The sequence below is a fragment of the Vibrio sp. 1249-1 genome (assembly GCF_033340495.1).
Map to the genome: position 1 here is coordinate 378,691 of NZ_JAWOWJ010000002.1, position 20,280 is coordinate 398,970.

The 20,280-nt window shown below is 43.3% G+C and carries 18 protein-coding genes; 15 read left to right on the forward strand and 3 right to left on the reverse strand.

Annotated features, from left to right (window positions below):
• Positions 1–22 precede the first annotated feature (22 nt).
• Complete coding sequence (locus R7Z50_RS05150; protein WP_017821818.1) at positions 23–766, forward strand: sporulation protein; 744 nt, start codon at positions 23–25, stop codon at positions 764–766.
• Positions 767–772: 6 nt separating this feature from the next.
• On the opposite strand, the gene R7Z50_RS05155 is transcribed toward R7Z50_RS05150, so the two are convergent.
• Complete coding sequence (locus R7Z50_RS05155) at positions 773–1,750, reverse strand: DUF3187 family protein (protein ID WP_318148924.1); 978 nt, start codon at positions 1,748–1,750, stop codon at positions 773–775.
• 389 nt (positions 1,751–2,139) lie between these two features.
• Between R7Z50_RS05155 and thrS the strand changes: the two genes are divergently transcribed.
• From thrS to pheT, 12 genes are all read left to right on the forward strand, one after another.
• Positions 2,140–4,068: a threonine--tRNA ligase gene (thrS, locus tag R7Z50_RS05160; RefSeq protein WP_005395892.1), complete on the forward strand. Its 1,929-nt coding sequence runs from the start codon at positions 2,140–2,142 to the stop codon at positions 4,066–4,068.
• A gap of 3 nt (positions 4,069–4,071) precedes the next feature.
• Positions 4,072–4,623, forward strand: coding sequence for a translation initiation factor IF-3 (gene infC, locus R7Z50_RS05165; protein ID WP_080276913.1), 552 nt, complete (start codon positions 4,072–4,074; stop codon positions 4,621–4,623).
• Between the two features lie 121 nt (positions 4,624–4,744).
• Entirely contained in the window at positions 4,745–4,939 is a 195-nt protein-coding gene (gene rpmI / locus R7Z50_RS05170) for a 50S ribosomal protein L35 (RefSeq protein ID WP_005377932.1), read from the forward strand.
• A gap of 40 nt (positions 4,940–4,979) precedes the next feature.
• Positions 4,980–5,333: a 50S ribosomal protein L20 gene (gene rplT / locus R7Z50_RS05175; RefSeq protein WP_004727974.1), complete on the forward strand. Its 354-nt coding sequence runs from the start codon at positions 4,980–4,982 to the stop codon at positions 5,331–5,333.
• Between the two features lie 189 nt (positions 5,334–5,522).
• Positions 5,523–5,840, forward strand: coding sequence for a heavy metal-binding domain-containing protein (locus R7Z50_RS05180; protein WP_005377919.1), 318 nt, complete (start codon positions 5,523–5,525; stop codon positions 5,838–5,840).
• Between the two features lie 366 nt (positions 5,841–6,206).
• Positions 6,207–7,016 carry a helix-turn-helix domain-containing protein gene (locus tag R7Z50_RS05185; protein ID WP_005377917.1) on the forward strand — a complete coding sequence of 270 codons (810 nt, stop codon included), beginning with the start codon at positions 6,207–6,209 and terminating at the stop codon, positions 7,014–7,016.
• 448 nt (positions 7,017–7,464) lie between these two features.
• Positions 7,465–8,253: a TetR/AcrR family transcriptional regulator gene (locus R7Z50_RS05190; protein WP_005377913.1), complete on the forward strand. Its 789-nt coding sequence runs from the start codon at positions 7,465–7,467 to the stop codon at positions 8,251–8,253.
• A 250-nt stretch (positions 8,254–8,503) separates the two neighbouring features.
• The gene (locus R7Z50_RS05195; protein WP_318148925.1) at positions 8,504–10,882 is read left to right on the forward strand and encodes an efflux RND transporter permease subunit; all 2,379 of its coding nucleotides are present in this window, start codon (positions 8,504–8,506) and stop codon (positions 10,880–10,882) included.
• A 19-nt stretch (positions 10,883–10,901) separates the two neighbouring features.
• The gene (locus R7Z50_RS05200; protein ID WP_213915729.1) at positions 10,902–11,693 is read left to right on the forward strand and encodes an outer membrane lipoprotein-sorting protein; all 792 of its coding nucleotides are present in this window, start codon (positions 10,902–10,904) and stop codon (positions 11,691–11,693) included.
• 10 nt (positions 11,694–11,703) lie between these two features.
• A complete protein-coding gene (locus R7Z50_RS05205; RefSeq protein ID WP_411979500.1) occupies positions 11,704–12,879 on the forward strand; it encodes a hypothetical protein in 1,176 nt (391 codons plus the stop codon).
• 191 nt (positions 12,880–13,070) lie between these two features.
• Positions 13,071–14,054 carry a phenylalanine--tRNA ligase subunit alpha gene (gene pheS, locus R7Z50_RS05210; protein WP_005385470.1) on the forward strand — a complete coding sequence of 328 codons (984 nt, stop codon included), beginning with the start codon at positions 13,071–13,073 and terminating at the stop codon, positions 14,052–14,054.
• An 18-nt stretch (positions 14,055–14,072) separates the two neighbouring features.
• Complete coding sequence (gene pheT / locus R7Z50_RS05215) at positions 14,073–16,478, forward strand: phenylalanine--tRNA ligase subunit beta (protein WP_318148926.1); 2,406 nt, start codon at positions 14,073–14,075, stop codon at positions 16,476–16,478.
• Between the two features lie 213 nt (positions 16,479–16,691).
• Here pheT and R7Z50_RS05220 read toward each other — a convergent pair whose 3' ends face one another.
• Complete coding sequence (locus R7Z50_RS05220; protein ID WP_318148927.1) at positions 16,692–17,573, reverse strand: AEC family transporter; 882 nt, start codon at positions 17,571–17,573, stop codon at positions 16,692–16,694.
• Between the two features lie 534 nt (positions 17,574–18,107).
• Between R7Z50_RS05220 and ihfA the strand changes: the two genes are divergently transcribed.
• Positions 18,108–18,404, forward strand: coding sequence for an integration host factor subunit alpha (gene ihfA, locus R7Z50_RS05225; RefSeq protein ID WP_005377899.1), 297 nt, complete (start codon positions 18,108–18,110; stop codon positions 18,402–18,404).
• A 121-nt stretch (positions 18,405–18,525) separates the two neighbouring features.
• Here the strand turns inward: ihfA and R7Z50_RS05230 are convergent, their stop codons facing one another.
• Entirely contained in the window at positions 18,526–19,305 is a 780-nt protein-coding gene (locus tag R7Z50_RS05230; protein WP_025766820.1) for a phosphoribosylglycinamide formyltransferase, read from the reverse strand.
• A 315-nt stretch (positions 19,306–19,620) separates the two neighbouring features.
• Here R7Z50_RS05230 and R7Z50_RS05235 point away from each other — a divergent pair, with 315 nt between their 5' ends.
• A complete protein-coding gene (locus R7Z50_RS05235) occupies positions 19,621–20,271 on the forward strand; it encodes a thiopurine S-methyltransferase (RefSeq protein ID WP_318148928.1) in 651 nt (216 codons plus the stop codon).
• The last annotated feature ends 9 nt before the right edge of the window (positions 20,272–20,280 follow it).

A 20,280-nucleotide genomic window follows, 5' to 3' on the forward strand; every position in this document is an offset into this window, starting at 1 on the left:
AAATCGCTAAAAAAGGAAAAGTATGTTTAAAAAATTGAAAGCATCACTGGGGATCGGCTCTGCAAAAGTAGATACCATTTTGGACGAAATGAGCGTGTTTCAAGGAGCGACGCTGAAAGGGCATGTTCATATCAAAGGCGGAGACGTCGAACAACAAATTGATGCTATTACGATTAAATTGAACACGGAAATGAAAGTCGAAGTGGATGATAGCGTAAGTTACCAAACGTTCACTATTGATCAATTGAAAGCAGTTGACCCTTTTGTGATTCAACCTAATGAAGAAAAGCAGGTTCCGTTTGAGCTAAAATTGCATGATGAAACGCCAATTACTGCGGTTAGCGCACTTAAGAATCAATGTCATGTTTGGGTTGAGACGACGTTAGATATTGATTTTGCAATTGATCCGCGTGATCGTGACTATATTGAAGTGAAACCACTACCAGTAGCATCTCGGGTTATTCAAGCGATCGAGCAAGCTGGCTTCACTATGGTTAAAGCCGATGTTGAAAAAGGCTTTTTGCGCGGTGGCTCGTTTGCCTCTCGCTCTGGTATTTATCAAGAGCTAGAGTTCCGTAACAGCGGCTTTATCTCATCAAAAGAAATTGAGCTCTCTTTTATTCTGGAAGGGCAGGTCATGCATTGTTTGGCAGAGATTGACCGTTCGCTCAGCTTGGCTGGTGACCAATATCGCTCGTTTACGTTGCCGATCAATGCAACTGATGCTCAAGTCGCAGCCGCAGTTGCACCAACGCTAAATCTATAGCTCTCATCACCTTGATGAAAATATGTACCGATATCCTATTGTGAAAGCGATATCGGTACTGTTATCCATGTTTCTTGCGTTCTCTACGGCTAAAAACTCAAGCGCTGAATTTTCCATTAGATATCGATAGCCCAATACCAGTTCATTAGAGGCATCAGCAAACTCTGTGGGCCCTTCTGTTGACCCTTGATACCAATGATATTCCAACATCAGGTGATGGTTATCTTCTAAGGCATAACGGTACCCACCCGCAATGGCAATCGTATTATGTCGATAGGGCAGATCGAGCAAGGCACGGTCATCCGAGCGAAAAGTCATGCCAATCATCGAATAAAATGCATGAGCATCACTTAAGTAGCTGTAGTTTAATTGGAAGCCTTGCTCGAAACTGCTACCTTGAAAAGTGCCGTGAGCCACATCGTTAAAATACAAACTGCCGCCAATCGATAGGCCGTGATGTTCATTTTGGAACACTTGATACTGTAAGTAAGTAGATAGGTTATTGGCCAGTGTTTGTCCTTCGAAATTATCTTCAAGCACATCATATTGCGGCATTGAAATGTAAAAACGATCTCTGTCTACTTTATCCCGCCCATTTTGTCCGATACCGAAAAGTTTATGGAAGCTTTTCGTCAGTCCATCTAAATGGTTGTCAGCGGCAAAGACCCATCGATAGTTGAGCTCCCACTGCCAACGGTTGCTGACTTGCCATTTGCTGCCTAATTCGATTTGATTGTGGTAATAATCCAGTGCGTATTCATCAGTATGAGCCCAAACACTTGCCACGGTTCCTGAACCATAGGCTTCGACAAAACCATAGGGCAGACTATGTCCTGAACGCAGTATGTTGGTGTGATTAACCACTTGCATTGGGGATTGTGCGTAAGAACGCAGCGGGCCATATAAGTCATTTGATGCGAAGGCTTGCAAAGAACATATCGAGGTGCTTAGAAGCACCATAAAGCGCGATTTGAAATAGACCATGATGAATACCTACATACAAACTACTCTATAAAACAACTATATACCTAAATCGCACGTTGAGCTCTCGCCTAGCGTGTTAGGCTTTGTATCGGTTCACACGTAATAGGGGATATTGTAATTTGTTGTGTAAGTTCATTGAGGGGCAATTCCGTTGGTCCCTTAAAAGCATGATCAGATTGTCGTGACGGGTCTGCGGTTAAGTTCTTATGACAAAACAAAATCGCGCTTTGCATTCTAAATGTGAGCTAGGTACAATCCCATTTTCGATAACGGTCCGGTATTCGTGTTACCGAGAGGCCTTTATTGACTCTCAACTATTTTCAACAAATAGCTTCTAATTTGAATAACATGTGTTGCTTGGTGTGCAACACCACTGTAAAGGACATAGCATGCCTATTATTACTCTTCCTGACGGCAGTCAGCGTCAATTTGACAACCCAGTATCTACTATGGAAGTTGCGCAATCGATCGGTCCTGGTCTTGCAAAAGCAACTATCGCTGGTCGTGTAAACGGTAACCGCGTTGATGCGTGTGACCTAATTGAAGAAGACGCAAGCCTTGAAATCATCACAGTTAAAGATGAAGTAGACGGTCTAGAAATCGTTCGTCACTCTTGTGCTCACCTTCTTGGTCACGCTCTTAAGCAGCTTTACCCTCAAGCTAAAATGGCGATCGGTCCAACCATCGACAATGGCTTCTACTACGATATCGACCTAGACGAATCTCTAACGCAAGAAGATCTTGAAAAGATTGAAAAGCGTATGAAAGAGCTAGCGAAAACCAAGTACGAAGTGGTTAAGAAAAAAGTAAGCTGGCAGGAAGCGCGTGATACGTTTGAATCACGTGGCGAACCATACAAAGTGGAAATCCTTGACGAAAACGTATCTCGTGATGATCGTCCAGGCCTTTACCACCATGAAGAATACATCGACATGTGTCGTGGTCCTCACGTTCCTAACATGAGCTTCTGTCAACACTTCACTTTGCTGAATGTTGCAGGTGCTTACTGGCGTGGTAACAGCGACAACAAAATGCTTCAACGTATCTACGGTACGGCTTTCCACGACAAGAAAGCACTGAAAGCGCACCTAACTCGCCTAGAAGAAGCGGCGAAGCGTGATCACCGTAAGATTGGTAAGCAACTAGACCTATTCCACATGCAGCAAGAAGCACCGGGTATGGTGTTCTGGCATCACAATGGTTGGTCTATCTTCCGTGATCTAGAAGTATTCATCCGCGCTAAGCTAGATGAGTACGGTTACCAAGAAGTGAAAGGTCCACTAATGATGGACCGTGTTCTTTGGGAACGCTCTGGGCACTGGGACAAATACGCTGATGCAATGTTCACAACTTCTTCTGAGAACCGTGAATACGCGATTAAGCCAATGAACTGTCCAGGTCACGTACAGATCTTCAACCAAGGTCTAAAATCGTACCGCGACCTACCGCTACGTATGGCTGAGTTTGGCTCATGTCACCGTAACGAACCATCTGGTGCACTACACGGTATTATGCGTGTACGTGGCTTTACTCAGGATGACGCTCACATTTTCTGTACTGAGAGCCAAATTCAAGAAGAAGTAACAAACTGTATCAAGATGGTGTACGATACGTACCAAACATTTGGTTTCGACAACATCGTCGTGAAACTGTCTACTCGTCCAGAGAAACGTGTAGGTTCAGATGAAATCTGGGATCAATCTGAAGAAGCATTGAAGCAGTCTCTTGAATCGATGGATATCCCATACGAAATTCAAGAAGGCGAGGGTGCGTTCTACGGTCCTAAGATTGAATTCACACTATACGATTGTCTAGACCGTGCGTGGCAGTGTGGTACTGTCCAGCTAGACTTCAACCTACCAGGTCGCTTAGGTGCAACTTATGTAGGTGAAAACAATGAACGTCTTGTACCGGTAATGATTCACCGTGCGATTCTAGGTTCACTAGAGCGCTTCATCGGTATCCTTATCGAAGAATATGCTGGTTTCTTCCCAACTTGGTTGGCGCCAGAACAAGCAGTTCTTATGAACATTACTGATAAACAGTCAGGTTATGTTCAAGAAATAGTACAAAAACTACAAAAAAGTGGAATTAGAGCTAAAGCGGACTTGAGAAATGAGAAGATTGGCTTTAAAATCCGCGAACATACTTTGAAGCGTGTACCGTATATGCTTGTTGTTGGTGACCAAGAAATGGAAGCTGGCGAAATTGCAGTGCGTACTCGTAAAGGTAAAGATCTTGGTAAATTTAAAGTGGATGATTTTATTGCATACATCCAAGACGAGATCTCTAGCCGTAAGCTCAATCTGGAGGAATAAGCTATTAAAGGCGGAAGACGTGGCCAACAGCCGGTAAAACAAAACCCGCACCGTATCAACGGTGAAATTCGTGGTATTCGTGAAGTTCGACTAACAGGCGCTGACGGTGAATCAGTTGGTGTTGTATCGATTCAAGAAGCCATTGCAGCTGCTGAAGAAGCTGGTATGGATCTCGTTGAGATCAGTCCTAACGCCGAGCCACCTGTTTGTCGTGTGATGGACTATGGTAAGTTCCTCTTCGAGAAGAGCAAAACTGCTAAAGAGCAGAAGAAGAAGCAAAAGCAGGTCCAGATCAAGGAAGTAAAATTCCGTCCTGGAACTGATATTGGAGACTATCAGGTAAAACTACGCAACCTGACGCGTTTCCTTGAAGAAGGCAACAAAGTGAAAGTAACAATTCGCTTCCGTGGCCGAGAGATGGCACACCAAGACATCGGTGTTGACGTTCTAAATCGTCTTAAGGAAGATACTGCAGAAATTGCTGTAGTTGAATCTTTCCCTAAGAAGATTGAAGGTCGCCAGATGATCATGGTGCTAGCCCCTAAAAAGAAGTAATTAACGGCTCATCAAGTAATTAAAACCTAGCCGCTTTCCTTTCGATAAAGGCATAACGGCTGGGTTTTGTTCGCCCTAATTACGTTGTTTATTAAACCTACTCAATGCGGAGTTATTCATCATGCCTAAGATGAAAACCAACAAAGGTGCTGCTAAGCGTTTTAAGAAAACTGCTGGTGGTATTAAGTACAAGCACGCTACAAAACGTCACATCCTGACTAAGCGTACTACTAAGAACAAGCGTCAACTACGTCCAAATGCAATCCTTCCAAAATGTGAAGTGGCTGCAGTAATCCGTATGTTGCCATACGCTTAATTCTTTTTAGTTATCAATCGTTTAGTTTAGGAGAAGCATAATGCCTCGCGTAAAACGTGGTGTACAAGCTCGTGCACGTCATAAGAAAGTTCTAAAACAAGCTAAAGGTTACTACGGTGCGCGTTCACGCGTTTACCGCGTAGCTTTCCAAGCAGTTACTAAAGCTGGTCAATACGCTTACCGTGACCGTCGCGCTAAGAAACGTCAATTCCGTCAACTATGGATTGCACGTATCAATGCGGCATCTCGTCAAAATGGTCTATCTTACAGCCGTTTCATCAACGGTCTTAAGAAAGCATCTATCGAGATCGACCGTAAGATCCTTGCGGACATCGCAGTATTCGACAAAGCTGCATTTGCAGTTCTAGTTGAAAAAGCGAAAGCTGCTCTTTAATTAGCAGTTTAGGATTAAGAGAAGGAGAGCATTAGCTCTCCTTTTTTATTGCTAAAATTTATACCCAAATGACTTTTAGCTTGGCTATTTAGAGTATTGTTTATCAGTCTTCTCAATTAATTGGTTAGCATCTTATGTTAGTTATAAGGTAGCTTGGGTATAAATTTTTACGTTTATAAGGGATTAAAAATGATCTACACAACGACCGAAAGCATTCCTGGCAAGCAGATCTCTGAAATCAGAGGGGTTGTAACTGGTAATGTTGTTCAATCAAAGCATATTGGCCGTGACCTCATGGCGGGTATCAAGAGCATTGTTGGCGGCGAAATTCGTGGTTACACGGAAATGATGACCGACGCGCGTGATATTGCTATACAGCGCATGGTGGCGGACGCTGAATCTAAAGGTGCCGATGCAATAGTAGGGATTCGATTTACCACAAGCTCAATCGTAGATGGTTCTTCGGAAATTTTGGCATTTGGTACTGCAGTGAAACTAGCGGACTAGTCTACTTGAATAGCATTGCAAAAATGCTAATAGAGAGCGGTGAATTATTATGCATTTACCGTTCTGTTCCTTTTAGGTTAATTATTCTGGATTTTTGTAGAGAGAATAGGTTTATATTCTCAACTTTACGTTACTATTAAAATTAATCACGATGATTTAGAGTAATTGCTTCACTTTTATTTTGCATATTATTTTATATCTATAATGAAATTGAATTCATATTGAATTTTTCATTTGTTGTGTGAATTCTCTTTTCGGTATATTAATTCATGTTTTTCTTATAAAAATATGAACTTATACCTTGCCAAGCGGTTCTAAATTGTTACAAATACTATACAGCTGTAACATTGCCAAAAGGAATTGTAGATGAGAGATCTGACTCCCGAATACTTGCTAGCCGCATTACGCCAAGCGATTAAAACAAAAGGGCTAACATATCGAGAGCTATCTGAGAAAATGGGTATGCCACTATCTACCTTTAAGAGACATCTTACAAGCACGAATCTCGCTTTAGATAAGTTGCTGGAATATTGTAGAGCGGTTGATTGCACGTTAGATGAACTACAAAAGCTCGCAAATCAATTGCAAGGTGAAGACGAGGATTACTTTAGTCGCACACAGGATGAAGTATTCTTTCAATTCCCTCACCTTTACGACTTTTATCGTGAATTGAGAATGTTACGAGGTAAAGACGGCTATTCTATTTTAAAGAAAAAGTATGACTTGTCTGAGCAGAGCATGTCCGATTACTTAAAAGCATTAGAGTTGTTGGATCTCGTTTACGTTGATGAAGATAAAAATATAACGCTGCACGGACCTTTATATTATAGCTATGCAGAGAACTCCAAGCTCAACGACAAATATACCGAAATCATAAAAGAGCAGACGACTACCCACGATAAGTGTGTTCGCGTTGCTTTGGCGCGTATGAAAATTACCGAAGAACAGCTTTTGTTACTGGAAGATCAAGTCGCAAAGACCGTCATCGATTTTCATTCCAAAAATGTTGTAGCAGAGAACTTTAATGTCTCTGATTTTACTAATATTGTTCTACTTGCTGGGCCACATCAGCCAGTCACATTCTCTGACGGCATTATTGAGACAGAGGGGCGATTTATTGATGATATTCGTTATGCCATCGCATCTGCAGGTGATAAGCCAAGCCTATCTATATAGATTTTGAGCCTTTTTTGAAGAGAGTTTCTGAACGGGCGTTGCAAAAGAAAAAGCCTAAGACAGCAAATACTTTGTAAGTAGGGCATTCAGCGGTGTTTGCTCTTAATTCAGACTTAAAGTGTTTTGGGCTTATTTCGAATAATACCTGTTCAGTATCTACTTTCGTCATTTTTAATATGCTGATTTCCTTCGTTGTTCCTCCCAAAGCCTCTCTCGCTTCCTCTACAAAGAAACCATTCTCGTTGAACCAAGCATCCTGTAGCTACTTGGGTATGCATAATTGGTAGCTATTTATCTTCTAATTATAAATTCATACTTGAAATGTTTGTTTTTTGATCTATTATGACGAAGTGTCATTTGTGACGGTTCGTCAACTTTAGTTGCGTTCCTGTATTAAAGAATCGTGTTACAATTATTGGGAGTGTGTTGGTATACGGATCAAAGGATTATGTTTAACTTTCGCTGTAAAAAATATAGCAAGCAAGACGGATGTCGTGTGTCTTCAGGGCTAACAAAAAAGCAACAGGCGATTGCTGATCGTGAGATAGAGCTTATTCAATTGGCTAAGTCTTTAGTTCAAGAGCAAGGCTTTGCCAACTTAACGATGGACAAGCTTACAGCGTCAAGCCCTTATTCTAAAGGGACGATCTACAATCATTTTTGCAGCAAAGAAGATGTGATTCTTGCGCTTTGTATTCATTCGCTGAAAAGCGAAGCAATATTTTTCGAACGTACCGCCAAATTTAATGGCAATACCAGAGAAAAAATCATTGCGATGCATGTAGGTTATCGTATTTACGCTCGTATGGAGCCAGTACTATCAACTTGTGCGATTGTTGCAAAGACGCCTTGGGTTCTAGAGAAGGCTTCGCCTAAACGTGTGAATGAACTGAATAACTTGGAAGAACAAGTAATAGATGGTGCTGATGCGCTGGTGAACAATGCGGTAGAATGTGGTGATCTTAAGTTTTCTCCCGCAATTGGTTCTGATGCTATTGTATTCGCCAACTGGTCTATTGCATTCGGTTCAAACGCTTTGGCGCAAAATGCATCGAACAGTCGATGTATTCAGCGAATTCAAGACCCATTCTCAGTACTGCACAACGCGAATATGTTACTTGATGGTTTAGGTTGGTCGCCTTTATCTACAGAATGGGACTACCGTAAAACCTGGCGTCGAGTGGAGCAGGAGTTATTTAGTGAAGAGCTTGCTTATTTAGAGTCAGTGAATCGCTAATAAACTGGAAAGGCCAATCTGACGTTATGGTTGGCTTTTTTATCGCACTATTGTGACGAATCGTCATTAAATCTCGAAGGTTGGCGTTCAGCCAATGATCACGAGAAGCATAGGAAGTTACTAAAAACTAACTTATGTAGCCAAATTCATTCGATCTAAAGTTTGCATGTCGAGTTTGTCTGGTTATTTACAGCATTTGCTGTTTTTTTTAGTTTTTAAATTTGACGAAACGTCACAAAAGGAGAGTGTGATGCCACATCACAACGTTCAACAATACGCCCGTTCAGGGTGGGGTAAGCTACCAACGAATTACAGTGTATTGGTGATGCTTGCTACCGTTTTATTGATTGTCATAGCAACTATTGGAGGAAAAAATCTTTACTTTAGAGGAGATTACGACATCTTCTTTGATGGAACAAATGAGCAGTTACTTGCGTTTGATGAAATTCAAACCACCTTTGCAAAATCTGACAGTCTTGCTTTGGTTATAGCGCCAAAGAGCGGCACTGTTTTTACTCCTAGCACATTATCTCTTATTCAGCAGATCACTGACGAGGCGTGGCAAGTTCCATACTCGACCCGCGTTGATTCCCTCGCCAACTACCAGCATACCGAAGCGTTTGAAGATGATCTTCTTGTCGAAGATTTACTGTATAGCGAATATGAATTGACACCTCAACGAATAGAGAAAGTCAAAAGTATTGCGTTGAGTGAGCCGGTTTTGAAAAGTTCACTGATTTCTGAAAAAGGAGATGTCACGGTCGTAAACATTACGGTCCAACTCCCTGAAATAGATAAAACTGCTGAAGTACAAGAGGTGGTTGCTTACATAAACGGAATGATTGAGCGTTATCAGCAAGTGTACCCAGACACGGAATTCCACAAGGCTGGTATTATTGCAATGAACTACGCGTTTATGACCGCAGCCCAAGATGATAGCGCAACATTAGTGCCTACTATGTTACTAGTGATATTGGTGTTTCTGACCATCATGTTGCGCTCATTGCTTAGCGTCATCGCGACGCTCATCGTTATTATCGGCTCGGTTATGGTGACAATGGGCTTGTCAGGATGGGCTGGTATGTTCTTAAGCACGGCGACCGTTAATGTGCCTACCTTGGTGATGACGCTTGCCGTCGCAGACTGTGTACACATCATCGCGACAATGCGTCAGTCTATGCAAAACGGCTTTAGTAAAGCCCACTCTATTGAGCGAAGTATTGCGCTCAATTTCATGCCTATCTTGATTACCTCCATTACCACCGCGATCGGCTTTTTAATGATGAATATGTCGGATTCTCCAATCCTGAGAGATTTCGGCAACCTATCAGCCCTTGGCGTCATGGTTGCTTGTTTCCTTTCCATCACGTTACTTCCCGCCTTGCTTAATATCCTTCCGGTTGCGGTGAAGTCGGATACTTCTGATGAAAGAAAGCACTTTATGGATCATTTAGGAGATTTCGTGGTGTCAAAGCGAAATGCTTTATTGCCGTTGTCGGTGCTTGTTATTGTCGCGAGTGCGAGCTTGATTCCACTGAATAAAGTCAATGATGAATCCGTCGAGTACTTTGGCCATAGCAATGAATTTCGCCGAGCGGCTGATTTTATGGAAGAGCGAATCAGTGGCATGGCGAACATCAGTATCGCGATAAAAACCAACGAATCGCAGGGCATTGCCGATCCTAATTTTCTCAATTCCGTGGGTAAATTTACTGACTGGCTAAGGTTGCAGCCAGAAACGGACCATGTTGCGACCTTGAGCGATGTTTATAAGCGCCTAAACAAGAACATGCATGGAGATGATCAGGCTTATTACTCGCTCCCTCAAGACAGAGAATTAGCGGCTCAATATCTGCTGCTTTATGAAATGTCACTACCGTATGGTTTAGATTTGAACAACCAAATCAATGTAGATAAGTCGTCGATCAAGATGGTTCTCACCGTGGAGAACTTGGGCAGCGTCGAGCTTGTTGATTTGGAAAATCGCATTTACCAATGGTTTAACGAAAACGCGCCTCAATATGATGTTGTTGCGTCTAGTCCTTCGTTGATGTTTGCGCATATTGGTGAAACGAATATGGCCAGCATGCTGTCAACCTTGCCCATTACTCTTGTCTTAATCTCTGCATTACTGATCTTTGCCTTGCGTTCGTTCAAGCTTGGCTTAATTAGTCTTGTCCCGAATATTGCTCCTGCGCTTATTGGTTTTGGTATTTGGGCGCTGGTTTCTGGCGAGATTAACTTGGGATTGTCTGTCGTTGTGACATTAACGCTTGGTGTTGTTGTCGATGACGCCGTTCACTTTCTTTCTAAATATCAACACGCTCGTAAAGATGGCCACAGTGCGGAGCAAGCGGTTCGCTACGCCTTTCGTACCGTGGGGCGCGCACTCTGGATTACGACGGTCGTGCTTGTTGCTGGTTTCTCTGTTCTGGCGATGTCGAGCTTCCGTTTAAATGCCGATATGGGACAGCTGAGTGCCATTGTCATCTTTATTGCCCTTGTTGTGGATTTCATCTTCCTACCGACTCTACTGATGTTGTTTGACAAAGGCGTTTACGACGAGGTGGAGCGCCGAAATAAGCTTAAATCAATAGACTCTCAAACCAAGACTGTTACTCAGTCATAACGAAATAAAAGGATTGAACATGAATTTAGTAAAAAATGCCGTAAAAGTATCAGTACTTTCTGTCTCGCTTATTATGAGTCATGCGGTGTTGGCGGATAAAGCCAAAGGACTAGAAATTGCTCAAGAGCGCAAAGCCCGTGATGAAGGGTGGGGGGATTCTGTTGCTACGATGCAAATGATTCTGCGAAACGCGCAAGGAGAAAGCAGCACACGTTTAATGCGCTTACAATCACTCGAAGTTGATGGCGATGGTGACAAAGGGCTCACGATATTTGATGAACCGAGAGATGTAAAAGGCACGGCGTTTCTCAACCATTCTCATACGGTGGATGCCGATGACCAATGGCTTTACCTTCCTGCACTGAAACGTGTGAAACGTATTTCCTCGCGTAACAAATCAGGTCCTTTTATGGGCAGTGAATTCGCGTATGAGGATCTCAGTTCCTTTGAGATTGAAAAATACCGTTTCAACTACCTAAAAGATGACAGCATAAACGGGCAAGATGTTTTCGTCGTAGAGCAAATTCCGACCGATAAGAACTCAGGTTATACCAAGCAAACGGTGTGGTTAGATAAAGCGCATTATCGTCCACTTAAAGTTGAGTTTTACGACCGCAAAGGCTCGTTGTTAAAAACGCTTTCTTTTTCCGATTACAAGCAATATCTCAACCAATATTGGCGAGCGCACACTATGGCGATGACAAACCATCAAACAGGAAAAAGTACTGAGCTAACGACTAGCGAAATGCGTTTTAACACTGGATTACAAGACAATGACTTTCATAAGAATGTGTTGAAGCGAGTGAGGTAGTGGAGGAAAAATGAAGCGATTAAATGTTGGGTTGTTGCTTAGTGCAGCAGCCTTTTTTTACTCGATGCCTCTGACTGCCGTCGAGCTCGCAGGACAAGTCAATATTGAGCATCGTCAGTTTTTTAAAACGGGCTCTCAGGGTCAGAGCAAAGCGCAAACGTCATTGGTTTTGCAGCCAGAATTTTACTGGGAGATGCAAAATGGTGATGCAAACTTTACTTTCACACCTTTCTATCGTCTGGATGGTCTAGACGATGAGCGAAGTCATGGCGACATACGAGAGGCACTTTATCTGACTTATTGGGATGATTATGAGCTTCGAGTTGGGATTAGTAAGGTCTTTTGGGGAGTGACTGAATCAGCCCATTTAGTTGATGTAGTAAACCAAACAGATGCCATTGAAGCCGTCGATGGTGAAGATAAACTCGGTCAGCCGATGTTACATTTTACCTCTTTCAAAGACTGGGGCACCGTCCACGCAATGTTGTTACCTTACTTTAGGGAACGAACGTTTGCGGGTGCAGATGGCCGCTTGCGAATCGAACCCGTTGTCTCTGATGATGCTATCTATGAATCAAGCAGAGAAGAGAAGCACGTAGATGTGGCTTTTCGATATTCGAAAATGCTTGGCGATTGGGACGTAGGCCTAAGCTATTTATATGGAACAAACCGGGATCCTTACTTTCGTTTTGAGTACGGAGAATTAAAGCCTTACTACGCTCTGATGAGTCATGTCGGTCTGGATGTGCAAGGAATTGTTGGCGATTGGTTATGGAAACTGGAAAGTATTTATCGAGATAGCGCTGATAATCATGTCGGTCTTGTGACGGGTTTTGAGTATACCTTCGTCGGTGCATTTGACACGGTTTGGGATGTGGGGGTCATTGGTGAGTACCTCTATGACAGTCGTGGGAACAACGCACAAACTATCGGTCAAAATGATGTGTTTGCAGGTATTCGTTGGGCGCTCAATGATGAGGACGGAACGGAAGTATTGACGGGAATCACGAAGGATTTAGATAACGCTAATGTTTACAATGCTAAGTTAGAAGCATCGAGCCGAATATCGAATCACGTTAAGTGGCAAATTGATGCTTGGTTGTTTAAAAATGAAACACCAAATGATTTGCTCTACTTCGCTAGAGATGACGATTTTATCGAGCTATCTATTCAATACTATTTCTAAAACAAAAGGGCACAACTAAACGGCAGATTAACTAAAGATGACATTTTTGACGTTTTTGTGCTCTTTTTATTCAATAACCTCTTCTTTTCGTAATTCAATTTGGCATTGGTGCCCGGTTTGGCTACTATGTACAGCTATCAAAAAACCAATCACTCCCTTATGGACACTACCTACAGGTAGATGAGGAAACGATGCAACATCTAGAAGAGATCATTGCTAGCGCGAGCACTGCAATTGAAGCTGCCGAATCGCTAGTCGCACTTGATGAAGTGCGTGTTCAGTATCTGGGTAAAAAAGGTGAGCTAACTGCTCAACTTCAAAGCCTGGGCAAACTACCACCAGAAGAACGCCGTGAAGCTGGTCAAGAGATCAACAAAGCGAAAGGCGTAGTTCAGCAAGCTATCGCAGCTCGTAAAGATGCACTACAACGTGCTGAGCTTGAAGCGAAACTAGCAGCAGAAACAATCGACGTAACACTACCAGGTCGTCGTATTGAAAACGGTGGTTTACACCCAGTAACTCGTACTGTAGAGCGTATTGAGAAGTTCTTTGGCGAACTTGGTTTTAACACCGAGGCAGGCCCAGAGATCGAAGATGCATTTCACAACTTCGATGCACTAAACATCGCAGCTGATCACCCAGCTCGTACTGACCACGATACTTTCTTCTTCAACCCAGACTTGATGCTTCGTACTCATACGTCAGGCGTACAGATCCGTACGATGGAAAATGGTAAACCACCATTCCGTTTCATCGCACCAGGCCGTGTATACCGTAACGACTACGACCAAACGCACACGCCAATGTTCCACCAAGTGGAAGGCATGCTGGTTGATGAGAACGTAAACTTTGCTCAGCTGAAAGGCATCCTGCACGATTTCCTATGTAACTTCTTCGAAGAAGAAGTAGAAGTACGTTTCCGTCCATCTTACTTCCCATTCACTGAGCCTTCAGCTGAAGTAGACGTGAAAGGCAAAAACGGTAAATGGTTAGAAGTACTAGGCTGCGGTATGGTTCACCCGAACGTGCTACGTAGCGTAGGTATCGATCCTGAAAAATACTCTGGTTTCGCATTCGGTATGGGTGTTGAGCGTCTAACAATGCTTCGTTACGGCGTGAACGACCTACGTGCGTTCTTCGAGAACGATCTTCGTTTCCTAAAACAGTTCAAGTAATCCAGAGGGTTCATCAACATGAAATTCAGCGAATCATGGCTTCGTGAGTGGGTAAGCCCTGCGGTTACTACTGACGAGCTAACTCACCAAATTACAATGGCCGGTCTAGAGGTAGACGACGTTCTTCCTGTTGCTGGTTCTTTTACTGGCGTTAAAGTCGGTCACGTTGTTGAATGTGGTCAACACCCAGATGCAGACAAACTGCGCGTAACTAAAGTTGACGTGGGTGAAGAAGAGCTTCTAGACATTGTTTGTGGCGCACCTAACTGTCGCCAAGGTCTGAAAGTAGCAGTCGCAACAGTTGGTGCTGTTCTTCCAGGTGATTTCAAAATCAAAAAAGCGAAACTACGTGGCCAGCCATCTCACGGCATGCTTTGTTCGTTCACTGAACTAGGTATCGACGTTGAGTCAGACGGCATCATGGAACTAGCAGAAGACGCAGTAATCGGTACTGATTTCCGTGAATTCCTAGGTCTAGACGACGTAACAGTAGACGTAGATCTAACAGCAAACCGCGCTGACTGTTTCAGCATTCGTGGTCTAGCTCGTGAAGTTGGCGTACTAAACCGTGCTGACGTGACTGAGCCATCAGTAGAAGCAGTTGCCCCTTCAATCGACGATAAAGTGTCTATCGAAGTGAAAGCGCCAGCTGCGTGTCCTCGTTACCTAGGTCGTGTTATTAAGAACGTAAACGTTCAAGCTGAAACGCCACTATGGATGCAAGAGAAACTGCGTCGTTGTGGTATTCGCTCTATCGACCCTGTAGTAGACATCACTAACTACGTTCTTCTAGAGCAAGGCCAACCAATGCACGCATTCGATCTAGCGAAGATCGAAGGTGGCATCGTAGTTCGTATGGCAGAGCAAGGTGAGAAGCTAACGCTTCTTGACGGCAACGAAGCAGAACTAAACGCAGATACACTAGTAGTTGCTGACCACAACAAAGCACTTGCAATCGCAGGTATCTTTGGTGGTGAAGAGTCTGGTGTAACAACTGAGACTAAAGACGTTCTACTAGAGTGTGCATTCTTTGCACCTGACCACATCCGTGGTCGCGCACGCAGCTACGGTCTGCACACTGACTCTTCAATGCGTTTCGAGCGTGGTGTGGATTACGCACTACAAGTGAGCGCAATGGAGCGTGCAACACAGCTTCTTGTTGAAATTTGTGGCGGTGAAGTAGCACCTGTTGTTGCAGTAGAGTCTGAAGCAGACTTACCTAAGCCAAACAAAGTTGCTCTACGTCGTACTAAGCTAGACAACCTGCTAGGTCACCACATTGCAGATAGCGACGTAGTAGAAATCCTAGAGCGTCTAGGTTTGACGGTTGAAGCTTCAGAAGAAGGTTGGATGGCAGTAGCGCCAACATGGCGTTTCGATATCGCTATCGAGCAAGACCTAATTGAAGAAGTTGGCCGTATCTACGGTTATGACAACATTCCTAACCAACACCCAGCAGCAGCACTTAAGATGCACAACCACGTTGAAGCGGATCTTCCACTGAAACGCGTTCGTGATCTTCTTGTTGACCGTGGTTACCACGAAGCAATTACATACAGCTTCGTTGAGCCTGAGCAGCAAAAGCTAGTTGTACCTGGTGTTGAGCCTCTAGTACTTCCAAACCCAATTTCTGCAGACATGTCAGCAATGCGTCTTGGTCTTATCCAAGGTCTGCTGAACACGGTTGTTCACAACCAGAAGCGTCAACAGCCACGCGTTCGTCTATTCGAATACGGCCTACGTTTCATCCCATGTGAATCTGCAGAAAACGGCATGCGCCAAGAGCCTATGCTAGCGGGTGTTATCGCTGGTACTCGCGGTGAAGAACATTGGGATATCGAAACTAACACGGTTGATTTCTTCGACCTTAAAGGCGATCTAGAAGCGATTCTAGAGCTATCTGCGAACGAAAAAGCGTACTCTTTCGCTGCACTGTCACCTGAAAGCAAAAAAGCTAACCCAGCTCTTCACCCAGGTCAATCTGCGGCAATCATCGTAGACGGCAAAGAAGTAGGCGTGATCGGTACCGTTCACCCTGAGCTTGAGCGTAAGTTCGGCCTAAATGGTCGCACTATCGTATTCGAAATCGAATGGTCTGCAATCAACAGCAAAGTGATCCCAGAAGCGGTAGCACTTTCTAAATTCCCTTCAAACCGTCGTGATATCGCGGTAGTAGTGGATGAAGCTGTTGCATCTGGTGACATCGTTAACGCTTGTCTAGAGCAAGGTGGCGAGTTCCTTAAAGATGCGAAACTGTTCGACGTTTACGTAGGTAAAGGCGTTGAAGAAGGTAAGAAGAGCCTAGCAATCGCTCTGACTCTACAGTCACTTGAGCGTACGCTTGAAGATGCAGATATCGCTGGTGCGGTTGACGCTATCGTTGCTCACGTTTCTGAGAAGTTTGGTGCGTCTCTGCGTGACTAATCTCGCGTAACGTATCTTCTTAAGAAATTAAAACCCTGCCAGTTTGGCAGGGTTTTTTATTTTTAGGATTACCTTATCGTTGTTCAAGTTCCATACTGCTCGCACCACCCCTCATTACTTTAAAATACTAGACCAAACTAGGGATGGCCCTTACCCGAGATTAGGAACGTATTGTTTTTCAGCTAATACACGCTAACGATAGCTTGTTGGCGGTTAGGCAGCGAGTGAGAGGGTATAGCTAAGCAGAAGAGGTAGCGTAAGAATGCTGAAAAAGTTGCCAAATAGTACCATTGACGCCACTTTCATGGGTTCTATATTCAGCCTTTCCGCAAATAGGTAATTCATGACGGCTGGCGGCAGCATTGTGAAGAGCACCATCATTTGCAATTGCATCGTTGGAAGGGGAATTAACCAATAAATAAGTGCAAAAGCGACAGCACCAGTTGCCAGTGACTGCACGGTACACAACACACCAATCTTTAAACCGTCCAACCTTAAATGACACATTTGTGCCCCCAGAGATAAAAGCATCACGGGTACGGCCGCTTGCCCAAGTAGAGCAGTGGCTTCGTGTAAAGGCGCCCATGCACCCACATTTGACACGTTGAGAAACAGAGCCAACGACGCTGCTAAAAAGATTGGCATCTTGACTATTTGCTTAAAAGGGTTGCCATGACTAAGCAGCATTACGCCTAAGCTGATATGCAAGCATGCTGACACGACAAATAAAAGCACTGCTGACGACAGCGCAATTTCTCCAAACGTATAGGTAAACAAAGGAATAGCTAGATTTCCGCTATTCCGAAACATATGTGGTGGCGCCCAGGTTTTAAACGAGAGTGACGTCCATCGACATACCGGGATCATGAGTAGTGCGGGAATTAAAACCGCAACAATTGCCGCCAAAAGAAGCGGCCCCTGATTTGAATCGAGCGGCATGCTAACGAGTGACGAAAATACCAGTGCTGGCGTAAAAACCTCAATATTAATGCGGTTTATTGGGCGAAAGTCAGGCTTGATGTAACGACCGACCAAATAGCCAACTCCGACAAGAGCAAAAACAGGGAAAAGAATATTTATGATTTGATTAATCATGGTCGCCTAGAAGCAGTGTAAGAAGCTAATGAGGAAATACACGAACTTCCACATTATCAATCTTTATATATGGCGTCATCGTTAAACAGCGAGAAGCGTGGGTTTAATCAAGCTTTCAAAGCACAGTTGCAAAGTACAGGTGGTCATACCTTTTAATCTAATTGTTACGTATCGAGTTACATACAAATCACTGAATTTACGACAAGTTCTATGTCAAGTGTCTGTTAAATAACCAATATCTGATATTTTTATTAAATAGTGTTTAATGTTGATATTTAAACTACTTTTAGTTTTATAATCTGGATGTTTTTCCTGATAAAGATGAAACAAAAACAAAAATATCAAATTTCTGGCGTTTAACAATAATTTACGTAGTGCTATTCCTTTTGTTCGCCAAGAAAAAAGTTGGCGAAAATCATAAGCTTGTCATACACTTCCTGATGTAACCCCGATATGTTGTTGAATTGGTAGGGTAAAACTGCTCTGGCGCTACACTAACGTAGCATTGTTTAACATAGCTTTGAGGAAAGTTTTATGGCGCTCACAAAAGCCGAACTGGCAGAAAACCTGTTTGATAAATTAGGATTTAGTAAGCGGGACGCCAAGGAAACGGTGGAAGTGTTCTTTGAAGAGATTCGTAAGGCACTGGAAAGTGGCGAACAGGTAAAACTGTCAGGTTTTGGTAACTTTGATCTTCGTGACAAGAATGAACGACCTGGTCGTAACCCGAAAACTGGTGAAGATATTCCAATTACTGCTCGACGTGTAGTGACTTTTCGCCCGGGTCAGAAGTTAAAAGCTCGTGTAGAAAACCTGAAGAAAGTACAGTAAGCCGAATAAATGGATCACGCTAAGGCGTGGTCTTTTTTTGCGTAAAATTCGTGTGCATACAAATGAAAACCACCGCAATGCGGTGGTTTTTCTGTTTATGAGAGACGCTTAATGATATCGGTTACGCCGCTTCTAGATGCGTTGTTAAGTATGGTTGCCATGCTTGTTGGTACAAGTTCTTAGACTGTGTACGCATGTTGCGAATAGAGGCAAGCTCTATTTCGCTTAGCTCACGTTTTTCCAACATCGCTTGACGTTCTAGTTTCTGGATTTTTTCGTATAGGTCGTGTTCGGGACCGCTTTTTACATCTGCGATTGCTTTCAAGTGCAGTTGAACTTCGGCTACTAGGTTTGTTTTTGGTAAACGAACGAGCAAGTTCAAGTCTCTATATCCTGAAGGGCCAGGTTTTTTGAATCGATTTTTTACTTTCACAATAGTTGTTTCACGCTCTAACGTTTCATAAATGGAGACTAAGCTCGCGACGTCTTCAGCTACAATCGTTGCACGTGCTAGGTCAGTAATACGTTCAACTTTCCCATCTAACTCTAAAGCTATCTTTTCTTCTGCTCGTTGTTTGGATTTCACGCCTGCGAAGTATGGCTGAGCGTCATTAAGAAGTGCGGTACTCTTACAGATAGTTTCAAGTTCAAATTGTGCTTGGTGAGCTTTGCTGTAAAGGATGTCGAAGTCAGAATATGGCTGAGTTGGTGTGGTGTCGATTGACTGAATGCCATATAAACCGCTAAGGCTGTGTTTAAAAAGTTTCGAACAAACTTCGTTTTGGCTGGTTGAACGATTTTGTTCGCCACTAGGCGCAGGGGTAATTGGAAGTGCGGCAAATGCCGGTGCACGGCTAAGTACCAAAAGCATCAATGCTGTAGTACGAAGAAATAAGCTCATTCACTCTCCTTAACTTGCTTGTACTTAGAAAATAGGGAACATAAAGGTCGCTAAGTTCGGCAAATCAGGTACTAACTTATAAATGGGGCCATTACGAAAGATTCCAAGGTTTCAGTTTTATCTTGAAGTAGAATCGTGCGTTAGATCACCATTTCTCTTTTCTTTATTCTGATTATCAGATAAAGGCGCGTCTCCTATGAGACCGATTACATCCTATCACCGCAGTATTAACCAAAGATGAACGGCATAGACAAATTGAAAAAAAACGTTAGTCTTACCTCTCAAAATGAAAACAGCCGACAAGTAGAAAGTAAAATGAGAGACCAAGAATTTTGGCATAACAAATGGGCCAGCAATCAGATCGGATTTCACTTGGAAGATGTAAACCCGCTATTACCAGTATATTGGAAACACACTAATCCAAAGCGTGAAGATAAAGTGTTAGTTCCTTTATGTGGAAAGTCAGAAGACTTGATTTGGCTAGCGATGAAGCATGATTCGGTTGAAGGTGTTGAGCTAAGCCATATTGCTGTGCGTGCCTTTTTTGCTGAACATTTTTACACGCCAACGGTAACGCCTCTTAATGGCATGCACGAGCTTTATCAATTTGATGAGCTCTCTATTTATACTGGGGACTTTTTCACTGCACCAGTATCTCAAGCCGATATCATTTATGATCGCGCCGCGTTGGTTGCTTTACCGCAAGATATGCGAGAGGAGTATGTAGAGCGTCTCAAGCAACTTTTGAACCCAAGCGGTCGTATTTTGCTTGTTACACTCAACTATCCTCAAGAAGAGATGGCGGGGCCTCCATTTAGCGTGCCGGTCGAAGAGATTGAGCAGTTATTTTCAGGTTACAAAGTTACTTGTTTGAACGTAGATGAAGCTGACGAGAATCATCCTAAAATTGCGAAAAAAGGCTTAAGTCGCTTCTCTGAAGAAGTGTACTTAATCGAGAGTGAATAGGCTCTCTTC